The 25,872-nt window shown below is 49.9% G+C and carries 36 protein-coding genes; 30 read left to right on the forward strand and 6 right to left on the reverse strand.

Annotated elements, in window-relative coordinates; translation table 11 throughout:
* Window positions 1–157: 157 nt before the first annotated feature.
* Window positions 158–1,159 carry a DUF535 family protein gene (locus Undi14_RS09695; protein WP_200179784.1) on the forward strand — a complete coding sequence of 334 codons (1,002 nt, stop codon included), beginning with the start codon at window positions 158–160 and terminating at the stop codon, window positions 1,157–1,159.
* Between the two features lie 3 nt (window positions 1,160–1,162).
* On the opposite strand, the gene Undi14_RS09700 is transcribed toward Undi14_RS09695, so the two are convergent.
* Entirely contained in the window at window positions 1,163–1,303 is a 141-nt protein-coding gene (locus Undi14_RS09700) for a hypothetical protein (RefSeq protein WP_200179786.1), read from the reverse strand.
* A gap of 537 nt (window positions 1,304–1,840) precedes the next feature.
* On the opposite strand from Undi14_RS09700, the gene Undi14_RS09705 reads away from it, so the two are divergent.
* The 5 genes from Undi14_RS09705 to Undi14_RS09725 all read left to right on the forward strand — a co-directional run bounded on the left by Undi14_RS09705 (window position 1,841) and on the right by Undi14_RS09725 (window position 5,759).
* On the forward strand, window positions 1,841–2,284 hold the full coding sequence (locus tag Undi14_RS09705) for a hypothetical protein (RefSeq protein ID WP_200179788.1): 444 nt from the start codon (window positions 1,841–1,843) through the stop codon (window positions 2,282–2,284).
* Window positions 2,285–2,380: 96 nt separating this feature from the next.
* On the forward strand, window positions 2,381–2,908 hold the full coding sequence (locus Undi14_RS09710) for a hypothetical protein (RefSeq protein ID WP_200179790.1): 528 nt from the start codon (window positions 2,381–2,383) through the stop codon (window positions 2,906–2,908).
* A gap of 132 nt (window positions 2,909–3,040) precedes the next feature.
* Window positions 3,041–3,766 carry a TIR domain-containing protein gene (locus Undi14_RS09715; RefSeq protein ID WP_200179792.1) on the forward strand — a complete coding sequence of 242 codons (726 nt, stop codon included), beginning with the start codon at window positions 3,041–3,043 and terminating at the stop codon, window positions 3,764–3,766.
* A 69-nt stretch (window positions 3,767–3,835) separates the two neighbouring features.
* Window positions 3,836–4,270, forward strand: a complete 435-nt coding sequence (locus Undi14_RS09720; protein WP_200179795.1) for a lecithin retinol acyltransferase family protein — start codon at window positions 3,836–3,838, stop codon at window positions 4,268–4,270.
* Between the two features lie 379 nt (window positions 4,271–4,649).
* A complete protein-coding gene (locus tag Undi14_RS09725; RefSeq protein ID WP_200179797.1) occupies window positions 4,650–5,759 on the forward strand; it encodes an HD-GYP domain-containing protein in 1,110 nt (369 codons plus the stop codon).
* Between the two features lie 39 nt (window positions 5,760–5,798).
* Here the strand turns inward: Undi14_RS09725 and Undi14_RS09730 are convergent, their stop codons facing one another.
* From Undi14_RS09730 to Undi14_RS09750, 5 genes are read right to left on the reverse strand one after another with little or no spacing between them, the layout of a single operon-like run.
* Window positions 5,799–7,115 (reverse strand): hypothetical protein, encoded by a 1,317-nt coding sequence (locus tag Undi14_RS09730; RefSeq protein WP_200179798.1) that lies wholly within the window; start codon window positions 7,113–7,115, stop codon window positions 5,799–5,801.
* A gap of 5 nt (window positions 7,116–7,120) precedes the next feature.
* Window positions 7,121–7,897 (reverse strand): outer membrane lipoprotein-sorting protein, encoded by a 777-nt coding sequence (locus tag Undi14_RS09735; RefSeq protein WP_200179799.1) that lies wholly within the window; start codon window positions 7,895–7,897, stop codon window positions 7,121–7,123.
* Window positions 7,898–7,911: 14 nt separating this feature from the next.
* Window positions 7,912–9,141 carry an ABC transporter permease gene (locus Undi14_RS09740; RefSeq protein WP_200179801.1) on the reverse strand — a complete coding sequence of 410 codons (1,230 nt, stop codon included), beginning with the start codon at window positions 9,139–9,141 and terminating at the stop codon, window positions 7,912–7,914.
* On the reverse strand, window positions 9,138–9,809 hold the full coding sequence (locus Undi14_RS09745) for an ABC transporter ATP-binding protein (RefSeq protein ID WP_200179802.1): 672 nt from the start codon (window positions 9,807–9,809) through the stop codon (window positions 9,138–9,140). Before Undi14_RS09745 ends, Undi14_RS09740 begins: the two co-directional genes overlap by 4 nt.
* The gene (locus tag Undi14_RS09750; RefSeq protein WP_200179803.1) at window positions 9,806–10,438 is read right to left on the reverse strand and encodes a hypothetical protein; all 633 of its coding nucleotides are present in this window, start codon (window positions 10,436–10,438) and stop codon (window positions 9,806–9,808) included. Before Undi14_RS09750 ends, Undi14_RS09745 begins: the two co-directional genes overlap by 4 nt.
* A 644-nt stretch (window positions 10,439–11,082) precedes the next feature.
* Between Undi14_RS09750 and Undi14_RS09755 the strand changes: the two genes are divergently transcribed.
* From Undi14_RS09755 to Undi14_RS09870, 24 genes are all read left to right on the forward strand, one after another.
* Window positions 11,083–11,490 (forward strand): SRPBCC family protein, encoded by a 408-nt coding sequence (locus Undi14_RS09755; RefSeq protein ID WP_200179805.1) that lies wholly within the window; start codon window positions 11,083–11,085, stop codon window positions 11,488–11,490.
* 107 nt (window positions 11,491–11,597) lie between these two features.
* Window positions 11,598–12,311 (forward strand): hypothetical protein, encoded by a 714-nt coding sequence (locus Undi14_RS09760; protein ID WP_200179807.1) that lies wholly within the window; start codon window positions 11,598–11,600, stop codon window positions 12,309–12,311.
* Between the two features lie 216 nt (window positions 12,312–12,527).
* Entirely contained in the window at window positions 12,528–12,920 is a 393-nt protein-coding gene (locus Undi14_RS09765) for a hypothetical protein (RefSeq protein WP_200179810.1), read from the forward strand.
* A 110-nt stretch (window positions 12,921–13,030) separates the two neighbouring features.
* On the forward strand, window positions 13,031–13,462 hold the full coding sequence (locus Undi14_RS09770) for a hypothetical protein (RefSeq protein WP_370589928.1): 432 nt from the start codon (window positions 13,031–13,033) through the stop codon (window positions 13,460–13,462).
* A gap of 225 nt (window positions 13,463–13,687) precedes the next feature.
* On the forward strand, window positions 13,688–14,107 hold the full coding sequence (locus tag Undi14_RS09775; protein ID WP_200179812.1) for a hypothetical protein: 420 nt from the start codon (window positions 13,688–13,690) through the stop codon (window positions 14,105–14,107).
* A 99-nt stretch (window positions 14,108–14,206) separates the two neighbouring features.
* Window positions 14,207–14,665 carry a hypothetical protein gene (locus Undi14_RS09780; protein ID WP_200179814.1) on the forward strand — a complete coding sequence of 153 codons (459 nt, stop codon included), beginning with the start codon at window positions 14,207–14,209 and terminating at the stop codon, window positions 14,663–14,665.
* A 124-nt stretch (window positions 14,666–14,789) separates the two neighbouring features.
* On the forward strand, window positions 14,790–15,281 hold the full coding sequence (locus Undi14_RS09785; RefSeq protein ID WP_200179816.1) for an HAD family hydrolase: 492 nt from the start codon (window positions 14,790–14,792) through the stop codon (window positions 15,279–15,281).
* Entirely contained in the window at window positions 15,282–15,839 is a 558-nt protein-coding gene (locus Undi14_RS09790) for a GNAT family N-acetyltransferase (RefSeq protein ID WP_200179818.1), read from the forward strand. It begins immediately after the preceding gene.
* 209 nt (window positions 15,840–16,048) lie between these two features.
* Complete coding sequence (locus Undi14_RS09795) at window positions 16,049–16,567, forward strand: hypothetical protein (RefSeq protein ID WP_200179820.1); 519 nt, start codon at window positions 16,049–16,051, stop codon at window positions 16,565–16,567.
* 39 nt (window positions 16,568–16,606) lie between these two features.
* Window positions 16,607–17,053 (forward strand): GFA family protein, encoded by a 447-nt coding sequence (locus Undi14_RS09800; protein WP_234030507.1) that lies wholly within the window; start codon window positions 16,607–16,609, stop codon window positions 17,051–17,053.
* Between the two features lie 337 nt (window positions 17,054–17,390).
* Complete coding sequence (locus Undi14_RS09805) at window positions 17,391–17,927, forward strand: hypothetical protein (RefSeq protein WP_200179822.1); 537 nt, start codon at window positions 17,391–17,393, stop codon at window positions 17,925–17,927.
* 113 nt (window positions 17,928–18,040) lie between these two features.
* Window positions 18,041–18,469, forward strand: a complete 429-nt coding sequence (locus Undi14_RS09810; RefSeq protein ID WP_200179824.1) for a VOC family protein — start codon at window positions 18,041–18,043, stop codon at window positions 18,467–18,469.
* 275 nt (window positions 18,470–18,744) lie between these two features.
* Window positions 18,745–19,005, forward strand: a complete 261-nt coding sequence (locus Undi14_RS09815; RefSeq protein WP_200179826.1) for a hypothetical protein — start codon at window positions 18,745–18,747, stop codon at window positions 19,003–19,005.
* 21 nt (window positions 19,006–19,026) lie between these two features.
* Entirely contained in the window at window positions 19,027–19,365 is a 339-nt protein-coding gene (locus Undi14_RS09820; protein WP_200179828.1) for a hypothetical protein, read from the forward strand.
* 28 nt (window positions 19,366–19,393) lie between these two features.
* Complete coding sequence (locus tag Undi14_RS09825) at window positions 19,394–19,651, forward strand: hypothetical protein (protein ID WP_200179830.1); 258 nt, start codon at window positions 19,394–19,396, stop codon at window positions 19,649–19,651.
* Window positions 19,652–19,763: 112 nt separating this feature from the next.
* The gene (locus tag Undi14_RS09830) at window positions 19,764–20,156 is read left to right on the forward strand and encodes a hypothetical protein (RefSeq protein WP_200179832.1); all 393 of its coding nucleotides are present in this window, start codon (window positions 19,764–19,766) and stop codon (window positions 20,154–20,156) included.
* Window positions 20,157–20,243: 87 nt separating this feature from the next.
* A complete protein-coding gene (locus Undi14_RS09835; protein WP_200179834.1) occupies window positions 20,244–20,687 on the forward strand; it encodes a DUF2267 domain-containing protein in 444 nt (147 codons plus the stop codon).
* A gap of 243 nt (window positions 20,688–20,930) precedes the next feature.
* Window positions 20,931–21,560: a glutathione S-transferase gene (locus Undi14_RS09840; protein ID WP_200179837.1), complete on the forward strand. Its 630-nt coding sequence runs from the start codon at window positions 20,931–20,933 to the stop codon at window positions 21,558–21,560.
* A gap of 59 nt (window positions 21,561–21,619) precedes the next feature.
* Entirely contained in the window at window positions 21,620–22,102 is a 483-nt protein-coding gene (locus tag Undi14_RS09845) for a cupin domain-containing protein (protein WP_200179840.1), read from the forward strand.
* A gap of 96 nt (window positions 22,103–22,198) precedes the next feature.
* Window positions 22,199–22,807 (forward strand): GyrI-like domain-containing protein, encoded by a 609-nt coding sequence (locus Undi14_RS09850; RefSeq protein ID WP_200179842.1) that lies wholly within the window; start codon window positions 22,199–22,201, stop codon window positions 22,805–22,807.
* A 61-nt stretch (window positions 22,808–22,868) separates the two neighbouring features.
* Window positions 22,869–23,375 (forward strand): hypothetical protein, encoded by a 507-nt coding sequence (locus Undi14_RS09855; RefSeq protein WP_200179843.1) that lies wholly within the window; start codon window positions 22,869–22,871, stop codon window positions 23,373–23,375.
* A gap of 139 nt (window positions 23,376–23,514) precedes the next feature.
* On the forward strand, window positions 23,515–24,243 hold the full coding sequence (locus Undi14_RS09860; RefSeq protein WP_200179845.1) for a tetratricopeptide repeat protein: 729 nt from the start codon (window positions 23,515–23,517) through the stop codon (window positions 24,241–24,243).
* A 451-nt stretch (window positions 24,244–24,694) separates the two neighbouring features.
* Window positions 24,695–25,444 carry a hypothetical protein gene (locus tag Undi14_RS09865; RefSeq protein WP_200179847.1) on the forward strand — a complete coding sequence of 250 codons (750 nt, stop codon included), beginning with the start codon at window positions 24,695–24,697 and terminating at the stop codon, window positions 25,442–25,444.
* 170 nt (window positions 25,445–25,614) lie between these two features.
* Complete coding sequence (locus tag Undi14_RS09870; RefSeq protein ID WP_200179848.1) at window positions 25,615–25,854, forward strand: hypothetical protein; 240 nt, start codon at window positions 25,615–25,617, stop codon at window positions 25,852–25,854.
* Window positions 25,855–25,872: the final 18 nt, after the last annotated feature.

The following is a 25,872-nucleotide window of genomic DNA, read 5'->3' on the forward strand; positions in this document are numbered from 1 at the left end:
ACCAGCAAGCGACCTCAAAACTATAAATATTGTTAAATCGTTAGAAATCAGCCAGATTTGTGCGGTGCTTTCCCCCTTCCTGAAGCATCGCTCCAATTGTAAAGTTGATACATTGAGTTACAATCAGCCACATTATGTTGCATGAATAGGTAGCGCTGTGTCACAGCTTGAACAAAATATTTCCGCTTTATGTACGCCCGGCCTGGTTGCACATCTGAAGCGATGCTATCAGTGGACAAATGAGGTCACAGCCAGTCTGGCATGGGCCTACAAAATGACGTCCGCCGCAGACACCGTCAGCCTTGAGCGAAAAAGTAAATTTGTAGCCCGCACGCTGCTCAATTTAAAACCCAGCCTGTCGTGGTATCAGTTTGTCAGAAGCAGTTATTTACGGCAGCTCGTTGGTCGCGATGCCAACCTGCTTGATGTTATTCATCGCCCATTCTTTGACCGCAATCTCGGCGTAATGGAACGGGTTAACATGCTCGCCTGCCATTTCGAATTACTGCATAGTCTGTTGGGTGCAAAAAATACCGCAGATATTGTCAGTGGCCATCGTTTTTTACTGTCCCGGTTTGCCGGAAAAAACGAAGAAAGTTTCACCATTCACCTGTTGCGGGATGATGCATTTAAGCGCGAAGGCGGCCTCACACTTACACTGAGTATGAATGACGAGACGCTGCTTTATGTCACGTTCACCCTGGTAAAAAATCACCACGGCAATGCGATTAAGGTCGGCGGCATTCAATCAAACCGCGGCAATTGTCGTCAACTGGCACGCACAGCCACCAGCGCATTGCACGGAATTCAGCCACGCCTGTTATTGATCGATGTATTACGCAACCTCGCCTCGCAAATCCATTGCACAACGATAGAATGCGTCAGTAAAGAAAACCACATACACCGCGCATGGCGTTATCGCCTGAAAAAATGTATTCATGCTGAGTATGACCAGCTATGGTTGCTCGCTGGCGGATATCAAAATCACAGAGGAAATTTCGAGATCCCGCATGCACCGGATGAAAAGCCGATTGAATCCCGGCCTTCCAACAAACGCAGCGAATATCGCCGCCGCGCAGCGCTGACCGATGCCATGCGCGCACAAATGCACACCGCCATCCACGACCGCAATCACCATCTCCAGCATAGCCACAACTAACGATCACATCCTGCTGACGATCTGGCGTAATTGGATATCGCCAGAAGAAAAACCCACCGCCGACATCCACCGCGCAACGTGGCGCATTGTGGCAATCGGCACCACCCCACTATCCGCACTCACCCGCAGCGACGTTTTCACCATTCCAAAATGACTGACATCGCTGGAACACTGAGACCAGCATTGCCTGTTTTTTCCTCTTTTTTGCCTGCTGGGGCTGAAAATATACTGGGTGGAGTATATTTAAAACCCCTTTGTTTTATTCAGAGATTAAGGCGTTTTTGGCACATACTCCCCTGTTTTTGCCAAAAATGGCGTGATTTGAAGAGTGATGTAGCTCTGTTTCCCCCTACGCCGGGCAATGTCAGATTCTGATTTTTGGTTTGATGAGAAACGGGGGCTTTGGCTGATTTTTTTACTGCTTGCCTGGTGCTGACACAATGCGTGCTGGGTTGATTTGATCTGCACTTTTTGTCGATTCAGTTATACCTGCTATTGATCAGGTATCAGCAAATACAATCAAGCGCCATGCGAGTTTCAGAAGAAATGAAACAAATTGCATTTATTTTGGCAGTCAGTTATCTTTCAAAAATGAAAATTAAATCACGTTAGGAAATGCCAATGATCGAGCCTCCGTGGAAAGCGTTCCCTCGCATCCCTTGGGGTAGCGCAGGATGGCGAATGGGGTTTGGCGAAAAGCATTGGCACGAATGGTGTTCGTTCTTCTCTGCATTGCCAGAAATCGAGCGCACGCGCTATCAAGTTAATTGGCCAGAGCCTGAAGACTGGGGCGGGTTCTACCAATTCATCCAAACAGGAGAGCCTCCGCCTTGGTATGTGGAGCGTCAGCGAAGGATTGCAGCGGCTGCTCGTGCACCCGAGGAAAACGAAGTAGAGATTAGAGATACGGATCGAGTTGCCTGGATGCTTCAGACCTATCTCAAGAAGCCCAAGACCGTTGCACGCCTTTGGGATTACGGATGTAGCGATCATCTCTACAGCGATCCACAAGGCAATACGTGGTGCCTTTGTGTTCCGGTTGAAGGGCAGTTGCCGTATCTGTACAAGTATGAAGGGGTGCTAATCGGAGAGGACAACCTTGAAGTTAAGCGCCCAATCTCCTAACAATTCCGTCGAGAGGGACCGCCCACAAGCTGCGCTTGTGGGTTCCCTTCGCGGCTTCGCCGCTACGGCGGCCCCTCACGTCAAACGTTAGGCATCATGAATGCTGATCAAATTTCACTGGATCTATGGGGTTGGTATGCGGTCGATGAGTTCAAGCCAGTTCTTAAAGTTTGTGAATTGGCTAAGGCTCTCGAATTTTTGTCTTTTCCTGCTTTGGAGCAAAGCACATTGATTCCTTATTGTCCGGCGTGTGAAACATGGTCAGAAATGATGCTTCCTATAGACGACTTTCTAAAATCATTTTCTGAGCCGATCAGTGCGAGTTTGCGCGAAAAACTTGAAGCGATATGGGTAATTTGCAATTCACTGAGCCAGCCAGCCTTTCACTGCGATGATTATGATATCTTTGAGAACTCTGAGTGGGAGCCGTTGAGAATGCATGCTAACGAAGTTCTTCAAATGCTCGATTGGAGCACTTTGCAAAATCAAATTGATGAATTGATGATTGAATGTCGTAAAGCATTATTTCCACAATTCTATAAAGTTGAGCATCCAAAGGTGACCTCGGTGATGAATGCTTCACATGCTTTACTTCAGTCTCATCTTCAAAAAGATAGAGACTAATGGATGATGCAGAGCTATGCATAACAAATCAATCGACAGAGAATCGCCAATGACTATGTCTATTAATTTTATGACTGTTTTGGCGATCTCGTCATCTCAGCGTTATAAATTCATCGAATTGAGGAGCAACATTTGAAACCGAAGGTATTTGTCGCGTCGTCTGTAGAAGGATTAGATGTCGCATATCCACTCCAAGTTAATCTCCAACATGATGCAGACATTACTGTTTGGAGTCAGGGTGTTTTCTCTCTTTCTGTCACACCATTAGATTCGATAACTGACGCACTGTCGTCTTCAGATTTCGGAATATTTGTATTCTCTCCAGACGATGAAACGAAAATGAGAGGCAATGTCTCGGAGACTGTTAGAGACAACGTTTTATTTGAGCTTGGCTTATTTATCGGAAAACTTGGGAAGAGGCGTTGTTTCATCGTTATGCCCGACAATGTAGACCTTCATGTTCCTTCTGATCTCGTAGGTGTGACCCCGGCAAAATATTCTGGTAAACGTGATAAATCTGAAATTGCAGCTGCATTAGGCCCTGCATGCCACGAGATCAGACAAGCTATGAAGCTGCAGGGTTCGTTCAAAGGTTCGGTAGATATCTCCAAAAAAATTCCCGCGAATGACCACGACAATTTCGACGAAAATGACAAACTTGTACTTCTAGAATCATGGCTTTTGAATGATGCCCTAGAGGATGAGGCTATAAAGTATGTGGATGTTGATAATAAATTGAAGCTGGAATTAGGTTCTGCGAAGAAATTACTTCCCGAGATCTTTAAACGAAACACCGACTACAGTGCGAATTTGACTGGCGGTAACGTATTTAAATTCTCGGTTGATCGAAGGTACTAATAAAAATTTATAACAAAGCGTTTCACCGGACAGGCCGGTGAACGCCGCGTTAGGCCTCAAGGAATAGATATGCACCTGCAACAGGTTGACGTGACGGGCGCACGAATAGTCGGTGCCATAACAAAGGAACTTGGGTTTGACGGCCCTAAACATCATGCGGTTATCCTCGGCAAAAACATCTTCGATGGCGAGATCTACATCGCTGAACTGATGAGCCACGGGTACCAAATTACGACATACACTGACTTTCATCGCAGATATGCGGGAAACGGGCAAATACGACTAGAGCCGAATCAAGGCCCCAACTCCAACGCACAAGTAGCTCAGCGGGCACTTTCAGAAGTTAAGCAAGGCAACGCTGCGTATGATCTTGTCGTCAACAATTGCGAAAGCTTTGCAAATCGTGCTATCCATGGCAACTCAACCAGCTCACAAGTAATCAACACAGCCCTCGGTCTCGCGGTCATCGTCAGCGTCTATTACGTACTTAAAAACACAAAGTGAACTGCTCAAATTGCCCCGTCATTACACCATCGAGTGCCCGTACAGCCTAACTAGCGGTTAACCTTAGCGTCCTGATCACCATCCTCTTGCCTGCCTTCCGGCAGACATCACCACCAATATTCTGCCGCATCTGCTGGCGCGACAAATGTTGAAAATATGCTCTTGCCAATGACGTGAAAAACCGACGTTTTTGTTAATGTTTGAAAAAAATATGCTGTTTGTATTTCGGTACAAACAGCATTTTTTTATTCGCTCAAAAATTGCCCTATAGTAATAAATAGCTGTATTCCGCGCTGGTCATGTCTCCATCGCCTGGCACTCGCATTCTCGCTGTGCCCTAAATACTCATGCCATCTCAGTCTATGAAAGCCAGGAAACAATGAACGCCAGCGACCAAAACAATTTCTTTACCTGTCCCGAGTTCCTGACGATGGAACGTACGATTATTGATGAGTTTGTCGATTGCACACGAGAATGTTGCATCGAAGTCGACACCTGCGTCAAAGCCCTGAACAAGCAAGGCGGGCAGGAATACATACATCGCATGTTTCGTTCTATGCACTCGCTCAAAGGTAATTGCCAGATGGTGGGGCTGGCGCCGCTCAATGCATTAATGCACAGAGTCGAAGAAATTTTTTCCAGATTACGTGCGCATCCGGAACAGTATTTTCCTGAGCTTGGTGAATTTTTATTACTCGCCACCGATGAGATTGAGCAGTTGCTCACGGAGCTTATCAGCGAAGGTGTCGGTGACGAACATCGTCGTGCCCGCCTTGCGCTAGTTTGTGACAACTTACAAAAAAGTACCGTCAACGGTCTGAAGGTTGAACATTTCCGCGCAGCGATTGAAGCGCTGGGTGGCAGGGCGACGGATAAAGGTGACGCGCAAAAAAATGAGCGTGTGGAACTACCGCTGCCACCGGACTTGGCACTGATGCAGCAGTGGTCGTCGTATATCGATAATCTCAGCATCTTCCGTAAGAACCGCAGCACGCAGACAGCCCAGCTCACCGAGGCGTTAAATCAGGCAGTTGGGCAGATCGTTGACCCGGTACAGTTGCAGGCAGCGGCGCTGATGCATGACATGGGAATGGCATTTATTCCGCATGCGATTTTTAACAAAGAAGGCCATCTCTCGCGCGAAGAACAACGCATCATTCAGGAACATGTGCGTATCGGCCATCAGATGCTGCAACGCTTTTCGGGTTGGGATGAGGCCGCACGCATGGTGCTGGATCATCATGAATCCTACGATGGCACCGGCTACCCGAATCGTTTATCCGGAGAACAAATTCATCCGGGGGCACGCATACTGGCAATTGTCGATACCTTTTGTTCTATCACCACCGAACGCTCAGATCGCAGCTATAAAAAAAGTTTGCTGAGTGCGATTTCAGAAATCAATGCCAACATCGAAGTACAGTTTGATCCCAAACTGGTGAATGCGTTCAACGATGTCGTGCGCGGCCTGATGATGAAGCAGAATTAAGTAAGCGCTCGCGGTTTCTTCTCACACAAATCACTTCATTCAGAACGCCCATGTTACCGATACATAGGCCGAGTGGGTATTCGGTAATTGCCGCGCGATGGCCTGTTGCGGGCCATTGAATACGCGCAGGCCGGTCTGCCAATGCCAGCGGTCACCCTGCCATTCCTGACTGAAGGTTGTTATCCTGCCGCCGTCTTCCGGCATCCACAGCACATCAACCGCCGTTTGCCACGCGTCACGTTGCCAGCTCCAGCGGGCAAACACGTTCTGTTGGCGCAAATTGCTGCTGGCGTTAAAAGCATCATTCTGCCATGCAAGATTGGCTGCGGCCGCCAGACGCCATACCGCTTGCTGACCCATGCTGAGTAATTGCTGATTCTGCGTCAGCCACCGCCGCCAGTCAGACTGACTGCGAGCGCCGCCGTCATACCAGTATTCAACAAAAAAACTGTGCTGATCTTCTGTCGTCAGATTCGCGCCGAGCAGCAACTGGCTGACCTGATTCTGCATTTCCCATTGCCACGGCGCGCTGCGTGCCAAACCAGTGAATGCGGTTTGCTGCAATATCGCCGCTTTTTGCTGTACACGCAAAGACCCATGCAGCTCAATCGCATCGCTGGCGACCCACGAAAAAGCGGCGCCAAGACTGGCTTGTGTATGTTTGCCATAGCGCGCAAAACCATGCCAGTCAACGTTGCCGCTGCGTTGGTACCAACGCGCTGCGACGGCTTGTTCTTCGATATTATTGATGGCGTCATTCTGCGCAGGATTCACCCAGACCAGACTCAGCGCCTGATCTGCGGTAAAAAAATCCAGACTCGCCAGGGGTTTGCCTATCGCCGTCTGGCTGATCAGACTGCGCCGTTTTTCCTGCTGAATCACGTCGTTCGGACGAAAGCCATAACCGACATCCCAGGCAATGATTTTTTTTCCCGCGCTCAATTGCCACGCGCCCAGATCCAGATTGCCATAGAACTCATTGACCCAACCTGTATTGTGGGCGCTGTTGCTGTCGGATTTTTCTGTGTGCAGGGTGGCCGTGGTATGCCAGTTTTTGTACTGCGCCTTCATTTCCAGCTCACTTTGCACACTCGTTTGTATCGGCGTTAATATGCCGGGCTCAAGTTGCCCGGTGAGTGCTGCAGGCCCGACAGTGTTGATCTGTGCGGAGTTCAGCAGCGTGCGCCAGTTGCCGCTATAACTGAAGTCTGCGGCAGTTGTCGCTGCTGTCGCCGTCGCTTCATTCGTGTCAGCCATAGCGGCAAGCGCTGCGGTATCCGCCGCGTGCGCTGCTGAATTGAAGGCGGCCAACAGCAACGGCATCAGGCAAGTCAGCGTGTGATGGGTGTGGCGCATACTGCTCACTCCAGCGTCGGATTTTTTGCCAGGAACATGGGGTTCAGCCATTGTTCCGGGACGGTTTTCGGTTGACGATGCAAATAGCGTATGCGGGTTTCTTTATGGTTGCTGAGCTGATCTGCCAGCAGCATTTCCACCACCGCTGTCGGTGCCTGCGCTTTATCCATCACAAAGCGCGCCTGCTTCGCCAATTTTTCCGACTGCACATACAAATCGGCTTTCAAGGGTTCATAAAATTTCTTACCTATCCAGAGTTCAATATGTTGATAGGCGAGACTTTTGCGGCTGGCATCCAGTCGTAAATGCAGACAAGCTTTGTCGTCGCATTTTTCTTCCGCAACCAGGCTTGCCTGATAATCCTCTGCCCAGTTCATGGTGGCGATATCACCGACCGAAGCATCGCCGAGTAATTTCTGCATAGGCGTGATGCGCATCGGCCGCAGGCTGCCGGGCAGCAGCATCCAGAAATCATCGCCCGACATCAGCACTTTCTGCCCTTTCTCAGCCGGGCTCTGCATCAATACCAGCGACTGCCGTTGCGCCTGACTATAGACGCGGTATTTGCGCTCTTTTTCAACGCTGCCATCGCGTTGAAACGTGGTGATTTCAGTTTCCACCTGCATATTGCCGCCACCCACACGCAACTGGTCGGTGGCTTTCAACATCTGACTCACATCAGGTAACTGCGAGGCGGCCTGCGCTGTGGTCATGCTCAACATACAGCTCAGACTGAGCAGGCTCAGCAAACTCATGCGGGCTGGATAGAATATTTTTTTCATGCTCGTCTTTCGGTTCAGGTATGGGCCAGTGCATCGACGACGGACTGGTGTAGTGTGCGGCGCGCTATCAATGCAGATGACAGCATGGACAGTAAAATCATGCCGCTGATGGTCAGTAAATACATGCTCAGATCAAGGCTGATCATTAACGGATAACCGGTAGAACGACCGGGTGGCGGTGGCATCTGTACCGGAAAAAATGTCAGCAACAAGGCCACCGTCAAGGCAATCGCCGCGCCCAGCAGCGCACCACTGCCACCGAGGAACATACCCTCATACGAAAAGCTGCGGATCAGCTCGGCAGGCAGCGTGCCCATCGCCCGCAGACTGCCGGTTTCACGGGTACGTTCAATAATCGCCATCGCCATTGCATTGGCCACGACAAACACCACGATCAGGCTGATGATGAGGCCGAGTGCACCAAAAATACGGTTATACAAATCGCGTACCGATTTATAGAAAAACGCCTGATCTTCCCATGTCTGTATGGTCAGCCTTGGCAACTGCTGTTGCAGACGTTGTTGCGCCATCGGCGTCGCATTCATGTCGCTCAGAAACACACCAAGACTGCTGACTTTATCGGTATGCAACAGGCTTTGTGCTGTGTGGATATCGGTGTACACCAGTCGTTTATCGATATCCGGAATGCCTGTTGTCACGATGCCGCTGACATTCACATCTATCGCATTCAGCGCACCTTCAGTCGTGCTGACCATCAGCGTCAGATTGCTGCCCGGCGCGGCTTTCAGGCTGCGGGCGAGGGCTTCGCCAAGCACGATTTCTGCGGTCTTCTGATCTTCCAATATCTTGCCCGCCACGACTTTCAGAAACGGGCCTTTGACCGCGAACTCGGCATTCGCATCGATGCCCACACCCAGCATGATGGTGGATTTATCGCCATTACTGATCAGTCCGCTGAAGTCCACCCGTGGCAATACATAGCGCACCGCAGCGTCACTCAGCAGTTGCTTTTCCAGTTGCGATACATTGCTCAGCCCATATTGCAACGGCGTGTCTTCTTCTTTGTCGAAATGCGCTGCTGTGCCAACGATCAGATGCCCGCTGGTGCGTGCTGCCGCTTGCGCCAGACCTTCATAAGTCGAATACGCAAAGCCGCCTGCCAGCAGCAGCGCCGCCGTGCCTAATGCCGCGACACTCACTGTCACCAGTGAGCGGCGGCGGTTGCGCAAGGCATTGTGAAAAGCAAAGCGCAGCCAGGTTGTATCAAAGCGCACGAATCTCATTGCAGCCTCCCATCCAGTAAATGCACGATGCGATCCGCACGGCGGGTTAAACGATCATCGTGGCTGGCGATCACAAATGCAGCGCCTTCTGCCTGACCACGCTCGCGCATCAGATCGAGCACCTGATCGGCGGTGACAGAATCCAGGCTGGCCGTTGGCTCATCGGCGATTACTAAAGCGGGGCGCTTGATCAGTGCACGTGCAATTGCGACGCGCTGACGCTGCCCACCTGACAGCGCATCGGGCCGGTGCTGCGCATGCTCTTCCAGGCCAACGGCTTTGAGCTGTTCTGCCACGCGGATTTTGCGTTCGGCTTCCGGCACCCCATTGAGGAACAGCGGATAGTCAACGTTTTCAGCCACCGTCATCACCGGCACCAGATTGAAACTCTGAAAAATAAAGCCGATCGTCTGGCGTCGTTGCAGCGTCAGCTCGCGTTCAGAACAACTGGCGATGTCTCTGCCCAGTATCGAAACGCTGCCCTGATCTGCCTGATCAATCAGCCCGCACAGATTCAGTATCGTGCTCTTGCCGCTACCCGAAGGGCCGGTCAGCGCCAGTAACTCGCCCGCCTGCACTTGCAGATCGACGCCACGCAAAGCACGCACCAGATGTTGCCCGAGGCGATACGATTTATGCACGCCCAGCAATTCGATGATGGCGCTCATGCGCTTAAGCCCTGCAATAATTGTTTGGCTTTTTCTGCCTGCGGTGCCTGATTGCGGATCACTTCTTCCGCCAGTTTTTTCGCATCTTCTATCCGCTTTTGCTGTTGCGCCAGACGCGCAGCGCGCATCCAGACCTCACCACGGAACCCCAGATCGGCCGTCGACAACTGCGGGTGAACCAATATGTCATCCAGCAGTTTCTGACCGCGCGCATGACGGTTCATAAATTCCGGCACCGCCAGAAAAGTGGATGCCGCCACCAGCTTGATTTCCAAGAGTTGCAAGGTATTGCCGTGCAACTGCGCAGGTTCCTTTTCCGCCAATATCAGCGACTTATCTATCATCGCCAGCCCCTCTTCCGCATACGACATTTTTTTCCACGGAAAGATCGTCGTCACCGCCAGACGGCTGGTCGCAGAACCCGCATACGCCATCAGCAAAGGCTGGCCGGGTTCGGCATTCAGTAAATTCTGAAACGCTTTAGCGGCACGTTCTTCATTCCCGGCACCGGCGCGCAAAGATTGAAACGCTGTTTGAAAATCGGCTTCGGAATACGCATTGGCGTCAGGCATCGTCAACATAGATGCGCACAGACTGAGCAACAAGGCAGCGGTATATTTGGTGGACATCGTGTTCTCCTTAAAATGAAAGTGGGGACAGCAGATGCCAGCTTAAGGAGAGGGATGAAGACGTGCGACAGGAATGCGACTACCTGCCATTTCCTGTCGCGAACGATCAGCAAAATGGCGTGAATGGTATTCGTTAGTGCGCAGACCAGGGCACAGCGTAAAGCGCAGAATAAGGCCAGGAATCACGCACAAAACGGCGATCAAAGAATGATCAAAAAACGACCCGATAGCGACCAGACAACGACCAAACGGTGACTCCACTACAGCAGAAAACCCACCGTCAACCCAAGCGCAGTCACCAGCAATACATGCGCCGGAGGTGTTTTTTGCCTCTGGAGAGGCAAAATATACTGGGTGGGGTATATCTACATCCCCTTTATTTTATTAAGAGATTCAGGCGTTTTTTGAGCATACTCCCCCTTTTTTATAAAAATCGCCGCTTTTAAACGGCGATTTTCGTGCGCAGGCAAGCGCTTCAAGCGGCGCGAAGTCATCAGCATTTTTCGGTGTTGCCTGTGCCACAGGCACAGCGCATGAGGCTTTCAAGGCATAGTAAGAAAATTGTTATTTTTAACATTCCAAGTTAAGCTACGTCGTCTCCAAATTACATCGCGTTCACTGCCACTGAAACGAAGGAAGAATTTATGAAAATTATCGTCGAGACCAATGTCCGCGCACCGATAGAAAGAGTCTGGCAGGCCTATACCACGCCAGACGACATCGTCCAATGGAATGCTGCTTCCGATGACTGGCACACCACCAGATCCAATGTTGATCTTCGAATCGGCGGCACTTTCTCATCACGGATGGAAGCGAAAGACGGCAGCTTTGGATTTGACTTTGCCGGCACCTATACCAACGTAGTCCCCAATCATCTCATTGAATATTCGTTTGGCGACCGGACGGCAACAGTTGAATTCAGCGCAAGCCCGGAAGGTGTCAAAGTAAGAGTTTCATTCGATGCAGAAACAACGCACTCTGATGAACAGCAGCGAGACGGGTGGCAGGCAATTCTCAATAATTTTGCGCGCCATGTTGAAGGTCAGAAGTAGTCTTTCAGCATCGAACTCGTCCATATAGTGACGAACAAAAAATAATACCCATCGCAGCTCTCGCTGCGTGGGCATCAGCTCTGCATTAAAAACCCTACTCCATTCTCATGAATCAACTGCTAATCATTCTCTCTGCGCTGTTGCTGGTCGCATGCGCTTCAGTTGCACCCGCCTTACCATCAGACAATCACGTCGCCGTTAATTTCCAGCGCCCCGATGCGGGTGCATTCATTGTCATGCTGCCGCCCGAAGCCGAGCTGCCCGAATTGCAACCCGGCCTTGCGCCGTTAAAGGCACAGCTTCACAAGCAGCTCAGGGCGGCGGGCTACAGAGTCGCCATACTCGATGAAAGCAACTACGCAACCATCTGGGCGCAGGAAGTTCAGGTAGTTGGCGGCATCTACGACCCCGTTACCGGCAACCCTCGCGAAACCGAATTTTCGCGCGCACTGGTCGCGCTTGCGCAAAGGGTAGGCGCGGAAACCAAAGCGGTATTGATATTGCGCCCGCGCCTGATCATGCGCACCGCCAAGCTGACAGGCGCTGGCGCGGTGTGGGATGGTCAGCAGCGGCGCGTGCCCACGCTCGGCCTCGATGGCGGATCCATTCGTTACGACGGCAATACTCAGGGAGTGTCGGTGCAGCTCATCGCCCTGACGTCGAATGGCGCACTGGCGTTACGCACCTACGGCGGGGCGTCGCTACCATGGCGAGCCAACCTGATCACCAAGCAAAATGAATTTCGCCCGGATTTGTTTGACAACGACGGCGAGGTATCTGACGCAGTAGCGCTGGCACTTGGCCCGCTTGTGAGCAAGTAGCGATGTACGCCTACAAATCCTGTCTGGTCAACGGGGTGTTGGCGATGTGGTGAAGTGATGTTTTTGCCCGCTTGTTTATGCGCCTATATTCAGCATAAGCAGAGACAACAAGGGTGCATAAGGCTTTCAAGGCATTGGGAGCAATTGTCTTTTTAAAGATGCCCAATTAGCTTCATTTTTGTTACGTTAAATAAGCGTTAACGCAATAGGACGCATATGCCAGATGAGATAAGTGAGGAAGAATTATTCTATCTGGAATACGACTGGTTCATAGGTCACGTGCGATCACTGGCGATGAGTCCTGAAGACTGTTCTGAGGATCAAGGAAATTACAATGTCGCACATGAACTCTGGTACTTCATCCCAAAAGTCAGACTAATGATTTCTGATCCAATTCAGGTCATGACAGAAGATCAGCGTAAAGCCATTCAGGAGCTAGTACAAAATGTCGAGGCAATTCCAGCGGACGCTCGTCGTTGGACCACAGTTGCGCAGGAGTCAGTCGAAAACATGCGGCATAAAGCATGGACGGATGCACGAGTTCAAGCAAACATCGTTTTATGTGAATTAGCACCCATATCCATTTTAAGAGACAAGTTTTATGCGTGACTATTGCGCTAACAGTTCGTCCGATATCGACACGCAAGTGTGTTGATCAACTTTACGTTCGGCCACAAAAGGCATCACACATCACTATCAAATCAAACGGAGTATTACCCGTGTCATCTTCATACAATGTATTTCTGATTCTTGGTGCAGCCCTGAGCGCAATGGCCGCAGCGTTGCACTTTGCTTGCATGATTTGGGGTGCGCCACTGTTCCGGTTTTTAGGTGCCGGTGAGCCGATTGCGCGAATGGCGGAAAAAGGACATTGGTATGCGAACTTCATCGCTTTTGCGATCGGCACACTCCTCGCTGTGTGGGCCGCTTACGCATTGTCGGGCGCGGGGCTGCTGATCCGGCTGCCCTTTGTTCAATTAGTCCTGAGCGCAATCACTGGAATCTACCTTCTGCGTGCGTTGGCTTTCCCATTGCTGAAACCCGCCTTTCCCGACAACAGCGACACATTCTGGCTGGTCACATCAGGAATTTGTTTCATCATCGGCCTGGTGCATCTGGTTGGTCTGCGCCAGGTATGGCATCAGTTGTGAGGCAAACCCTGCGCTCAAGCGGGATGGCGTTATCGCCCACGCTTAGCACATTGCATCCAATATCCGAAGATTCCGTCCCGCGATAAGCACATCAACCTGACGTGCATCTCTATTCAGCATAGTCAAATACAGCGAAGCTATATAAAACTTTCGAGACTTTTGGAGAAAATTGTTATTTTTAACATTTCGAGCTAAGCTTCATTTTTGCTAAATTTAATAACCGCTATGCTTAAAATCGAATTTGAAGAACCAACAGAGTCGCGTTGTGAGTGCTGCGGTAACACGACAATTCGGTTAACCCGATATGTGTATAAAGATAATAATGCATTTGCTGTTTACTACGCGTCGTTCACAAAAGGTCACCCTGAAAAACGACTTAGCGGAATTATCGGTCTTGGAGAATGGGGAGATGATAGTTTAGCCTCTGAACATCGTGTCGCATTTCCATTTCAAATTTGGCTAAAAGAAGATAATTTTCAAGTCGGACTAATTGACAAAGAAAAGTCACCGTGGAGCCACGTAACATTCTTGGGAAAAATACTTGACCGTGAATCGGCTTTGTCACATAAATGGATTAGCGATGTATTCCACATCACTGATCATATGGTCGTTGATGATAAAGAAATTGCAGATTTTTTTGAGTAAAGACCAGCATAACAAGATAGTCAATCTGACTGGCCGCGATGCGGTTCAGAATTTTTTAATCTGGTTGACGACCCGCCGTCCACCGTTGCGTTAGCGATCATGTTCAAGTCTCTATTGAGTTTTTTTTTCAGACCGTCGAGGATCGACGCAGTACGTCCAACCTATGGCTTTGAACCTTACCGAGCACCTGCAGATGTGCCACTGACTGAACGTATCATCGCAGTACTAGATGGATCAGCAAAGTTTCTATTGAGAGACGTTATCGGATTCCAGGCGATTAGCAGTCTCCCAAATGAGCTTATTCCCAGCAGGTTCAAAAGCGAGCTTCCGGTAACTGCCGAGCAAGTTCGGAATTTCGTAAAGGAAAACGGTTTGCCGAAGGGGGCACTCAGTTGGGATATCGAAATTCAGGAGGCAGCTGGCTTATGGAAGTTGGTCATCTATGATATTCGTGATGCAAACACCGTCGGTACGTTCCCGTCGAAACGCGACGCTGAACTTAATGCCTTGCAATACCTCAGCAATATCAATCCGTATATCATAGGGGCAATAAAATGAGCGCTAACAGGACACTTAGCGCGGACACTCTTCTTTTTGGTACCTCGATATCCGGTATTTATTCGATCATTTGGCCTTTGATTTCCGTGGGTTGCGCTCAGTTCCGGACCGCTAAGAGTTAGCGATGAAGCCTCGCCTCATAATCTTCGATTTAGACGAAACCTTGGTTCATGCCACCGAGCGGGACCTCGGTTACTCTTGCGATTTTGAGGTTCCTCCTTATCGAGTTTATCGACGTCCGCATGCTCAAGAACTGGTCGAATTTGCCGGTAACCGATTTGACGTAGCGGTTTGGTCCTCGTCTAGCGACAAATACGTTTCGGAAGTCGTCGGCCGCCTCTTTTTTAACATTCAACCCAAGTTTGCTTGGTCCGTATCGCGTTGCGTTCAACGCATTGACGCAAAGAGCAATGGCTATGTGTACGTGAAAGATTTGAGAAAGGTTCAAAAGTTCGGCTACGCTACAGAAGAAATCCTGATCGTTGATGACAGCCCTGAGAAGATTGCACGGCAGCCGAAATGTCATATTCGTGTCGAACCCTTTCTCGGTAATCGTGATGACACGGAGCTTCTTCGTGTCATGCGATTCTTGGAGAGTATTGAATCCTCTAGCTAAATGCAAAATACGCTAACTATAAGTTCAAACAGATGCGCAACTGAACCGCAGAACAACATCACCCCCAAAATGCATCCATGTCGCCCTGCCATCGCCGCTGATGTTTCCGCCCTCTGTGAGTTGGAGAAGGAACTTAATCGCACTCATTACGAAGCGGCACCGTCGGTTTTCCGCGCTCCCGAGGCAATTACAGGTGCACACGATACTTGGCTTGCGCTGTTAGCCAAGCCCAATGCGGCTTGCTTTGTGGCCGAGATCGATCAAACCGTCGCAGGCTACTGCACCGTTGAAGTCATTGACGAAACGCATCCACTCGCGCAACCCGTTCGCTACGCGCGACTCGGTGTCATTTGTGTTTCACCATCTTTCCGGCATCAGGGCATTGCGCGATCGCTCCTCGCGACTGCCGAGGCATGGTCGGCACAGCACAGCGCCAACGAGATGCGTCTCACCGTTTGGCAGTTCAATCAACCAGCGGCCTCTCTGTATGAAAGCGCCGGGTTTGCCACGCATTCGTTCACAATGAGTAAGCCCATTGATCCAGCTAACAGCGAATAAGCTGCCCTCTACCGTTCCGGGACATACCTGTCAAATCGCCCACCAGAGTACGCTCCTAAGACGTGATCATGGACGCTATTAAAATGTTGTGGCACTCTTTACCAAAACGCGTGTTGAGAAAAAATACCATTCAAGGAATCTCACTTGATCGCTGATTTTTTCCGTTGGTAGCTCGTCCCGATTACGTCTCACATTACACAAAATACAGTATGAAACCAGAACTCGCCATTGCACACTACAAGCTCGATCAGCTGTCGAGTGACATGATCGTGAATCTGGCTAACACATGGCTGGATCAAGGCATTTATACCTATTCGCTGAATTGTATTTTCATGTGTGATCACCCGATCATGGCGGAAGTTGGACCGCTGTTCGAGGAGGCAATGCAAGAGTTGGGATTAGAAATACCAACCAGAATTGACGCAGTAAAATCGTTGTTAAGAGATACGATGCAAAAAATGGTGTCAGGTGAAATCGATTTAATGGAAGGTGCCAATTTTATTTACTCGAACATCTATCCTGAAGTAGAAGAAGATCTGCCCAAAAGCGAATATCTAGGTAGCAATCTCGGTCTTGAATATATATTTTGTTGGTTGCGGGAAGTCTGGGATTGCAGGGATGGTTCAACGATTTTTTATTACACCCATTTACCGCGAGATCAGGCTGAAATTCAGTTTCTAAGACACATCAAAGAAGAATGCGAAAAATGGCTGGTCAAACATGCCTGACAAAGCAATGGGCGAAAAATTGCGCATGCTGATACGTTGATGAATCTGCTTTTTTTCCGCGAATGTTACGACTATACCTGGCTCGGAACCATGACAACACGTACCGCCTCTTGCAGCTGTGGACAACTCTCAGCCACAACCAGCGATAACCCAATACGGGTTTCAGTCTGTCATTGCCTCGCGTGCCAACGGCGGACTGGCAGCGTCTTCGGCGCACAGGCACGCTTTCACCGCGACGCCGTCACCATCACAGGCGAATCGACACAATATGTTCGTATCGGGGATGAAGGCAGCAAAGCCATTTTCAATTTCTGCCCCCACTGTGGCGCAACGGTGTACTACAACATCGAGGGAAACGACGCCGACATTATGATCCCCGTCGGCGCGTTTGCCGAACCGGGCTTTCCTTCACCAACATTCTCTGTCTACGAAGAACGCAAACACGCCTGGGTAAGCCTGCCGGACGACATAGAACACATGGCGTAACACGCCAACGCACGGTCTGCGTCAATCGCCCAAGCACGCGCCAGGGCTAGTTTTTCGCTCGTTAAAGGGCTAAATATACTGGGTGGGGTATATCTACAACCCCTTTATTTTATTAAGAGATTTAAGCATTTTTGGCACATACTCCCCCATTTTTATAAAAATCATTGTTTTCAAACGGGAATTTTCATGCGCATGTTGGCGTTACGGATGACGCAAATCCGTAGGCATTTTAGGGTGGAGCATACGGCGTTCAGGGCGGCTGGATAAAATTGTTATTCTTAACATTCCAAGTTAAGCTTTACGCCTGTCGAATTAAATCAAGTTGGGTGGTACAAGCATGAGCACTAACGACTTTTTGAAGTTTGTTCCCAAAACAATTGATGCTGTGGGCATGAGAGCGGGTGATGGGCCAAATGTCCTCATAGCATTTGCAATCATACAAAGAACAACGGCTCTACGTGCATACAACGCCTTCGGAAAAGGTCGAGATTGGATGGAGGAGCTTTCTACCGCATATGTTGTTGCCCTCGCCACGCGTTCAGCGGACACAAAGCTCATGAAACTTATTCAAGGAGATTTGGCACCTACACTATCGACTAGCTGTGGTCGGTGCAACGAAGCCAGTATTGGCCAAAACATAATCCGAGAAAGACTGTTCCCCACTTTGAAGGTGTTACGTGAACATGCCAATAAGCTCGTGCACCATCTCGACGATCCGATGAATAAGGGAGTGTCCGAACTGAACATCGAAGGTGTGTTCAGCTATTGCCATCATCTTTTCCAAGAAAACGCTGACGCGCTCTTTGGCGTCATCCCAAACCCGACCGGATTGTTCCCAGAAGTGAAGTGCAAAAAATGCAGATCTAAACTTTAGGGCAGTGTCACCAAACCCAACATTCGAGGGGAAGCAAGCAGCCCCCTCAGGTCAAACATTATGCCGCGCAGACCTTGCGCAAGTCACTGAATTTATCACGAAGAGGGTATTTTATGGAAACGCAAGAACTACATCGAGGTCGGCTGATCGATCACATTCAATTGGTCGTGCAAGACATTTCAGCGAGCCAAGCTTTTTATACAGCCATTTTTGCAGCGCTCAATGTACCGATGGGTGGCACTGGCGACGGCTACTTCTGGGCAGACGAATTATTCGTGACCGCCATTGATAGCCCGGCTGCGCTGGGTGTGCTGACTGGCCGCCATCACCTGGCATTTCAGGCGCAGGACCGAAACATGGTCGATCACTTTTACCAAACCGCACTCGCGCATGGCGGCAAAGACAACGGCGCTCCCGGAGAGCGTGCTTACCATCCCGGTTACTACGCGGCCTTCGTCGTGGACCCCGATGGCAACAATATCGAAGCGGTGTTTCACGGTGAAGCAAGCCGCAGCTCAGCGTCTGTGGTGATCACTTTCTAACCACGGCAGCCGTTGTATACATCAGAATTTATTCCAGCGTTTAAAGCCATTATCTTTGCCCCCTGCCGATGAGAAAGCCAAATGGCTTTTGCCTCCGGAGCAGAAGCCGCTGCCTATCCGTAGGTATCGATGTAGGGGGCGGAGTGCCAACGTTTTTGATGGTGCGCGTCATAGGCACAACACGTATGGCGTTCAGGGCATATTAAGAAAACTGTTATTTTTAACATTCCAAGATAAGCTTCATTTTGTCAAATTAAATCAAGTTAGAGCCCTCTATGTCTGAATCGAGCAATTCGTCTGTTGATAAAAAACTGGAGTATCTGAGGATGAGCAACCAAGTTTGCTACACCCTGATTCCGCCGATTTTGATGAGTATTCAGAGACTCGCCAAGGAACAAGGCGGCACAGCACTACTGAAAGAAATACGCGAACTCTTTGAAATGTCGCTCGACAACATGCTTTATCAGGATGTGACAAAAGATGAGGCACACAACATTGCACAAAACTTGGTTTCGCGACTTCTATCAGACGACTGAGAGATAAATGGAGGTAAGGAAATGGCATTCAAATGCAGCGCCTGGAACAACGGCAAACATCATAAAACTGGCGCAGGCTATGGGTTGAAACTATCAATAGAAGGCCGCGACAAGTATTTCAAGACTGACTGGAAGAGCGTGCAATTTATGCTACCGGTTGAAGGCGGTTTCAAGATTGTCGCTTTAAATATTGAGAAGCCCTCGTTTTGGAACAAGACATGTCACGAGGTAATAAACAAAGAAATCGGAGAGTGGCTATTAGCATCTAGCCTTGCGCCATGGCCAAGGGGTGTACCACCTAAGTTCACGGTCATTCCAGCAGGAGAGCGAATGTTCATGGTATCCAAAATTAACACCTAACAATCACCCCAAAAGAATGGAGTTAATAATGTCAAAACCAAATGACTACGCAGAAAAAATTGTTCGGGATTTTATGCGTGATATTACAGATCATATTTTTTGTAATATTCAAAACAACGAAGCACTAATGAGGGAGTATCAAACTCAGATTCACCAGAATTCACTTGTGGAAGTGAATACCGCGATAGGAAAGAAGGTGAAAGAAATATTTGATCTTGAGAATGCCGGTGAATCTGATACGCCAAAAAGTTGGCTCATCAAAAGTTTTACCCAACATAAAAAGTAAATTCATTTCAGCACGACATCTTGAATGGCTGCTTTTTTGTGTTGTTCAGAATATGCCTGACAATTCACAATGTTAAGCTGCACCTCTCTGCCTCTGGTCATTCAGGAATACCATGCCCCCTATCGCTCGTTTCATTATCTTTATTCTGGTATCGATGGTCGTATTTTTCTGGTTGATCCGGTTCTCGTTACGGCAACGTGAAATCAAACCAGAAACCCGCAGCTTGATGCTAGTGATGGCAATTGTGGTGGTCGGTGGGATGCTGTTTGCCAAGTACGGCAATAACATGGGGCTGCCTTGGTGGATTTATTACACTGTCCCCGCGTTAGTAACCTTGCTTCTTCCTCCAGTCGTGTTCCGGATGAGTGTCTCAGAACTGAGGCTGTATCTGATACTGGCCTTGTTCAGTTCGCCGGTGATTCATGTGGTGTTCTCGCTTGTACTTGGATGGAAAGAATATATGCCCTTTATTCCTGTGCCTTCGCCCATGGAACTATTGTCTTGATGCCGGGCGGGACAGGTGGTACGAGCAAGCTGAACAGTGATGATCTTGCGTAAAATTCCAGTTTGAACATATCAGGAAAAGTAACTCATGCCCTTACCTTTTGAATACCAGAATGCGTCTTTGCAGTTCGATCAGTTTATGGTCGATGCGCGCGATTTTGCCGGTTTGCCGACAACCAATATGGCGTGGAATATGGTGGTGGGCGTTTTTCATACCTTCCGTCGACGGCTTTCTGTCAAACAGGCGCTGGCCTTTGCCGATGCCTTGCCGCTGGTGCTCAGAGCGCTCTTTGTTGAGAATTGGGATATCGATCAGCCGATAGCAGAATTTGGTTCGCGTGAGGAAATGCTGGAAGACGTACGCTCGGTTCGCAGACAGCACAATTTTGCTACAGACAACGCGATTGAAGCCGTTGCCGCTGCACTCAGAAAAAATGTTGATCTCGTGACCTTTGAGCGGGTGCTAGCGACACTCCCGCCATCGGCGCAGGCATATTGGGCGGTCGGAAAAAAAGCATCATCTGTGCGGTAATATGTGTCGTGCACGGCAGAAAAAATTGATGCAAAAACGTGGCAAGCGAAGTGGCAAGTGAGGCTGTAAAAGGTGCGCCACATGAGACGAAGAACGGCGATGTGTATGCATTACTCAATGCGACTTTTCTACGGTTTTAAAAATTGTTTTTTCTCAAGCAGGGGGTTACAGTGAATGACTTTTCTGATGGGAACAACATCGCAGCAGCATCGAAACTATACCAACGTCATCACAGGAGTAACCATGAAACTGATAGGCATGCTTGATTCACCCTACGTTCGCCGGGTGGCGATTTCACTGCAGTTGTTGGGCATCGATTTTGAGCACCAATCGCTATCGGTATTCCGCGGCTACGCTGAATTTCAGCAGATCAACCCCGTCGTGAAAGCGCCGACGCTCGTCTGTGATGACGGATGCGTGATCATGGATTCGACGCTGATTCTTCAGTATGCAGAAGCGCTTGCGCGGCCAAGCACACTGGTTCCTTCCGATGTAAAAGGCTTGCAGCACGAACTGCATCTGATTGGCCTGGCGTTGGCCGCCACTGAAAAAAGTGTGCAGATCGTGTACGAGCGCAATCTCCGTCCATCAGAAAAACTGCACGAACCGTGGCTGAACCGGATTTCAGAGCAGGTACTCGCCGCCTACACGGAACTGGAATCAGCACTAGCTGCCACGCCGCTCGCGCGCACCAGTGCCAGCCTGAGTCAGGCTGGCGTCACCATCGGCGTAGCCTGGCATTTCACGCAGCAAATGATTCCAGAAGCCGTGCCAGAGGCAAGCTTCCCACTTCTGGCAGCGTATTCACAAGCGCTTGAAGCATTGCCAGAATTCCGCGCAGCACCGCATGGTGATGGCACCTACGTGAAGTAACGCGCATCATTTTTTCATGCCAAGCAATGTGTCAGCATGCTTACACTTCGGAGCCTTTTATGTCTCAAGCAGATTCATCGATAGCCGTCGTCGCGCTGGATGTTCCACCAAGAACAAAGCCGAGCAATTATCCTGAGCCGTTTGCGGCACGCATGGCCGGAAGAGAAAAACGCGCATTGGGTGATTTTTTCGGTCTTGCCAACTTTGGCGTCAACCTGACCCGACTCGTTCCCGGTGCAGGCTCTGCGATACGCCATGCACATGCGACGCAGGACGAATTTATCTACATTCTCGAAGGCTATCCGGTACTCATCACCGATCATGGCGAAACACCTCTGGCGCCGGGTATGTGTTCGGGATTCAAGGCGGGTACGGGAAACGCCCATCATCTGGTCAACCGCACCGATGCGGATGTACTGTATCTCGACATCGGTGATCGCAGCCCAAGTGATAGCGTGAGTTATCCCGATGATGATTTACAGGCGGTGTTTGGTGATGACGGAACATGGCAATTTGCGCATAAAGATGGCACGCGCTATTAGCAAACGCGATGAAGATGATCGCATTCGCCATCAACCAAAATCAGTCAAAATCAGCAACCTCCAAACCACAAACCTTCGCACCTCATCAGGAAACGTATGGCAAAAGTTGATTTGAAAAAAGAGCTTTCCGACCTCTATCAAGCATCTGCAAAAGAAGTGACCGAGGTGGACGTACCAACGTTCAGATATCTGATGATCGATGGTCAGGGCGACCCCAATTCTTCACCCGAATATACTGAAGCTGTGGAGGCATTATTTTCGGTGTCGTACACGGCAAAGTTCATGCTCAAAAAAGGCGTGCAGGCGCTCGATTACGCAGTCATGCCGCTGGAAGGCTTGTGGTGGGCCGACGATATGGCCGCCTTTGTTGCCAACGACAAAGCGCAATGGAAATGGACCATGATGATCATGCAACCGGCATTCGTTGATGCAGAAACGATTGCACAAGCGATGACAGAAGTGTTGAAAAAGAAAAAATTGCTGGCCGTATCGCAACTGCGCCTGGAATCATTCAGCGAAGGACGCTGCGCGCAGATTTTGCATATCGGCCCGTTTTCTGCAGAAGGGCCAACGATACAACGTCTGCATGATTTCATCGACGCCCGCGCTAGCCGCACCGGCAAACACCACGAAATTTATCTCAGTGATATCCGGCGTGCCAACCCCGCCAATTGGAAAACCATCATTCGCCATCCTATGCTGTGAACGCACCCCGCTGCGTTGAGCAATCGATCAATCTCACACTTCATCATCCCGGAGACCCCTGATGTATCGTCGCGCACTACTCGCACTCGCATTAACAACACTGGCTTCGCTCGCCATCGCCCAGGATGGCCGTGGCGGGCGCTTTGACGATGACTTGTTTAGTAATCTCGAAGGCGATTGGTCGCTCACGCGCAGCATCGGCAGCAAAAAACTTAACAACACCGCCTCTGCAACATGGGTGCTGCAACATCAGTTCCTGCTGCTGAAAATGCGCGATGCCGGCATCCCTTCACGCTATGAAGCAGACATCTACATCGGCTATTCACATGCACGTGCCGAATACGTCGCGCATTGGATCGATAATTTCGGCGCGCAGTTTTCGGCTGTTGGGCGTGGCAAGCGCAACGGCAACTCGGTGGAATTTCGCTTTGAATATCCCGACGGCCCCTTCTTCAACACCTTCACCTGGGACCCGGAAACAAAAACATGGAGCTGCCATCTGCAATCCGTCGCCAAAGATGGCACCCGCAAAACCTTTGCCCGCGATACACTCACGCGGCGGCAATGATGGCGCGATGATCGCGCAATGTTGAACGCTGAACGCCGAATGCTGATGTACATTGCGGCATAATCAGGAAGAGCGGCAGCACTTGCGGGCATCACATCATCCTCACCGATTTTTAACTTCCTACCGGATTCACTGAACCATGCGCACACTGGCATCACGCTTGACGATAATTGCATTTCTTTGCTGCGGCGTTGCTGGCGTCAGCGCGGCTGATCTGTCATCCGACGCCATGTTCAAAAAACTGCATGAGCAGCTTGCCAGTGGTAATGCGGAAGTGAAATACAACCTCGGCATGTTCTACCAAAATGGCATCGGCACCGCGCGCGATAGCAAAAGCGCGTTTCGTTATTTTTTGGAAGCAGCCGAAGGAGGCAGCTTACTGGCATCGTATAAAACCGGCTGCTATTACGCCGGACAGTTTCCCGGCACGGTGGAAGTGAACGAAGAACTCGCATGGAAATACAAACTACGCGCAGCCGAAGCCGGTTACGATCTGGCGCAATCAGATATCGCCCTGCATCTGATTAAAAAAGGCGACATCCGCAATGCCGCGCTCTGGTTGGAACGTGCTTCACGACAAAAAAATATCCCCGCCACCAGCCAGCTCGCCCATTACCTGAGCCTCGACGATACGCCCGATCTGGCGACCGGCTACGCGCTGTTGCTGCTCTACAAAGAAGCGACACCGCAAGTGACGCCGCAGTTAAAAGAAAGAATCACCAGCGTTGAAGCCCGACTCTCGCCGGAAGAAAAAACCGCCGCCGACCTCATACGCGCAACGTGGTACACCGGCGTCACCCCACTGACCGCACTCGCCCGCAGCGGCGTTTCCGCCGTCCCCAAATTGCTGACATCGCTGGAACATTAAGACCAGCATTGCCTGTTTTTTGCCTCTTTTTTGCCTGCTGGGGCTGAAAATATACTGGGTGGAGTATATTTAAAACCCCTTTGTTTTATTCAGAGAATAAGGCATTTTTGGCACATACTCCCCTATTTTTGCCAAAAGCGGCATGATTTGAAGAGTGATGTAGCTCTGTTTCCCCCTACGCCGGGCAATGTCAGATTCTGATTTTTGGTTTGATGAGAAACGGGGGCTTTGGCTGATTTTTTTACTGCCTGCCTCGTGCAGACAAGATGCGTGTTGAGTTGATTTGATCTGCACTTTTTGTCGATTCAGTGATACCTGCTATTAATCAGGTATCAGCAAATACAATCAAGCGCCATGCGGGTTTCAAAAGGATGGAAACAAATTGCATTTATTTTGGCAGTCAGTTATCTTTCAAAAATGAAAATTAACTCACGTTAGACCTTAGGAAATCATGCTCTTCGACCCGTACATATCGTTTTTTGAATCGCTGGTAAAGGCATGGAAGCGCGACGACAAGCGTGTTCGGGCAGCGCTATTGCTGGCAACTGCTGCCACAGCTATCGCCATCTCGATCGCGCTGCTTGCCCAATCCGGGTTGGTCGACAAAAAGATCACCGAAACAATTGCTGGATTAATAGGTGCACTGGCCGGGCTTGTCGCGGTTGGCGTTGCGGCATACCAAGGCCTCGCAGAGCAAGAGGCCCGAGAACAAAAAATCGAGACGGTGGAACAGCGCCTTCGCGAACATCCCGAGAAACCCCAACTCGCATGGGATCTCGCTAGGGTCAAGCTCGAAAGCTACCTAGATCGCAACCTCAGCCAGGTACGGTCGATATATTGGCTCACCCTGATCGTCATGCTCTGCGGCTTCGGCTTTGTTAGCTACGGGCTGTTTCAGGCATCCCAGAATCCCGAAAAGCTACCCGTATCAATTGTTGCTGCCGCTTCTGGCGTACTCATTAGCTTCATTGGCGGCTCTTTCCTGCTCATCTATCGGTCGATTCTGGCTCAGTCCAAGGAATACGTTACCGTCCTTGAGAGAATCAACGCCGTTGGCATGGCGGTACAAGTCATCGCAACAATCCCTGAGGCGAGCGCTGAGCTGAAGAGCCAAACAAAGGCAGAGCTTGCCAAGCAGCTCTTAACCCTGTACGCGCACTCTGGCTCACCAAGCGCTGGCGACAGCGCGCCTAAGGTCTAACATGGCGCTCAACCTCGCTCCCTTCGGTCGCTGGACGCTGCGCGATAAAGCCGCGCAGCGCCGGTTAGCTCTACGTTATACATATGAATTCGTCTTTCGAAAATGAGACTTGGATTATTGACGCGGGAGATGAAGTCATACGAAAGATGGCAGGCAATAACGGCGCAAAGATGTCACCCAAAGAAAGACTTATTTATTGTTTGTGGGTAGCAGACTATTGCATGCGCAACGCTGGCGACATTAGTCAGGCGAGTGAAATGTATGCAGGTTGGCAAAAAGAAGCCGCAGAACAATCTAAAAAGCTATTATTGGATTTTTCTAGTGAGTCTTTTTCGCTCTCCGAGTCTTCTTTCGAGCAACAGTTTTTTTCGCGTTTTGATGGTATCTGTGAGGAAATAAAACATGTTTAACAGGATGCTCGGCGCGGA

Origin of the sequence: Undibacterium sp. 14-3-2 (genome assembly GCF_016595265.1) — a bacterium.
GTDB classification, from domain to species: Bacteria; Pseudomonadota; Gammaproteobacteria; order Burkholderiales; family Burkholderiaceae_D; genus Undibacterium; species Undibacterium aquatile.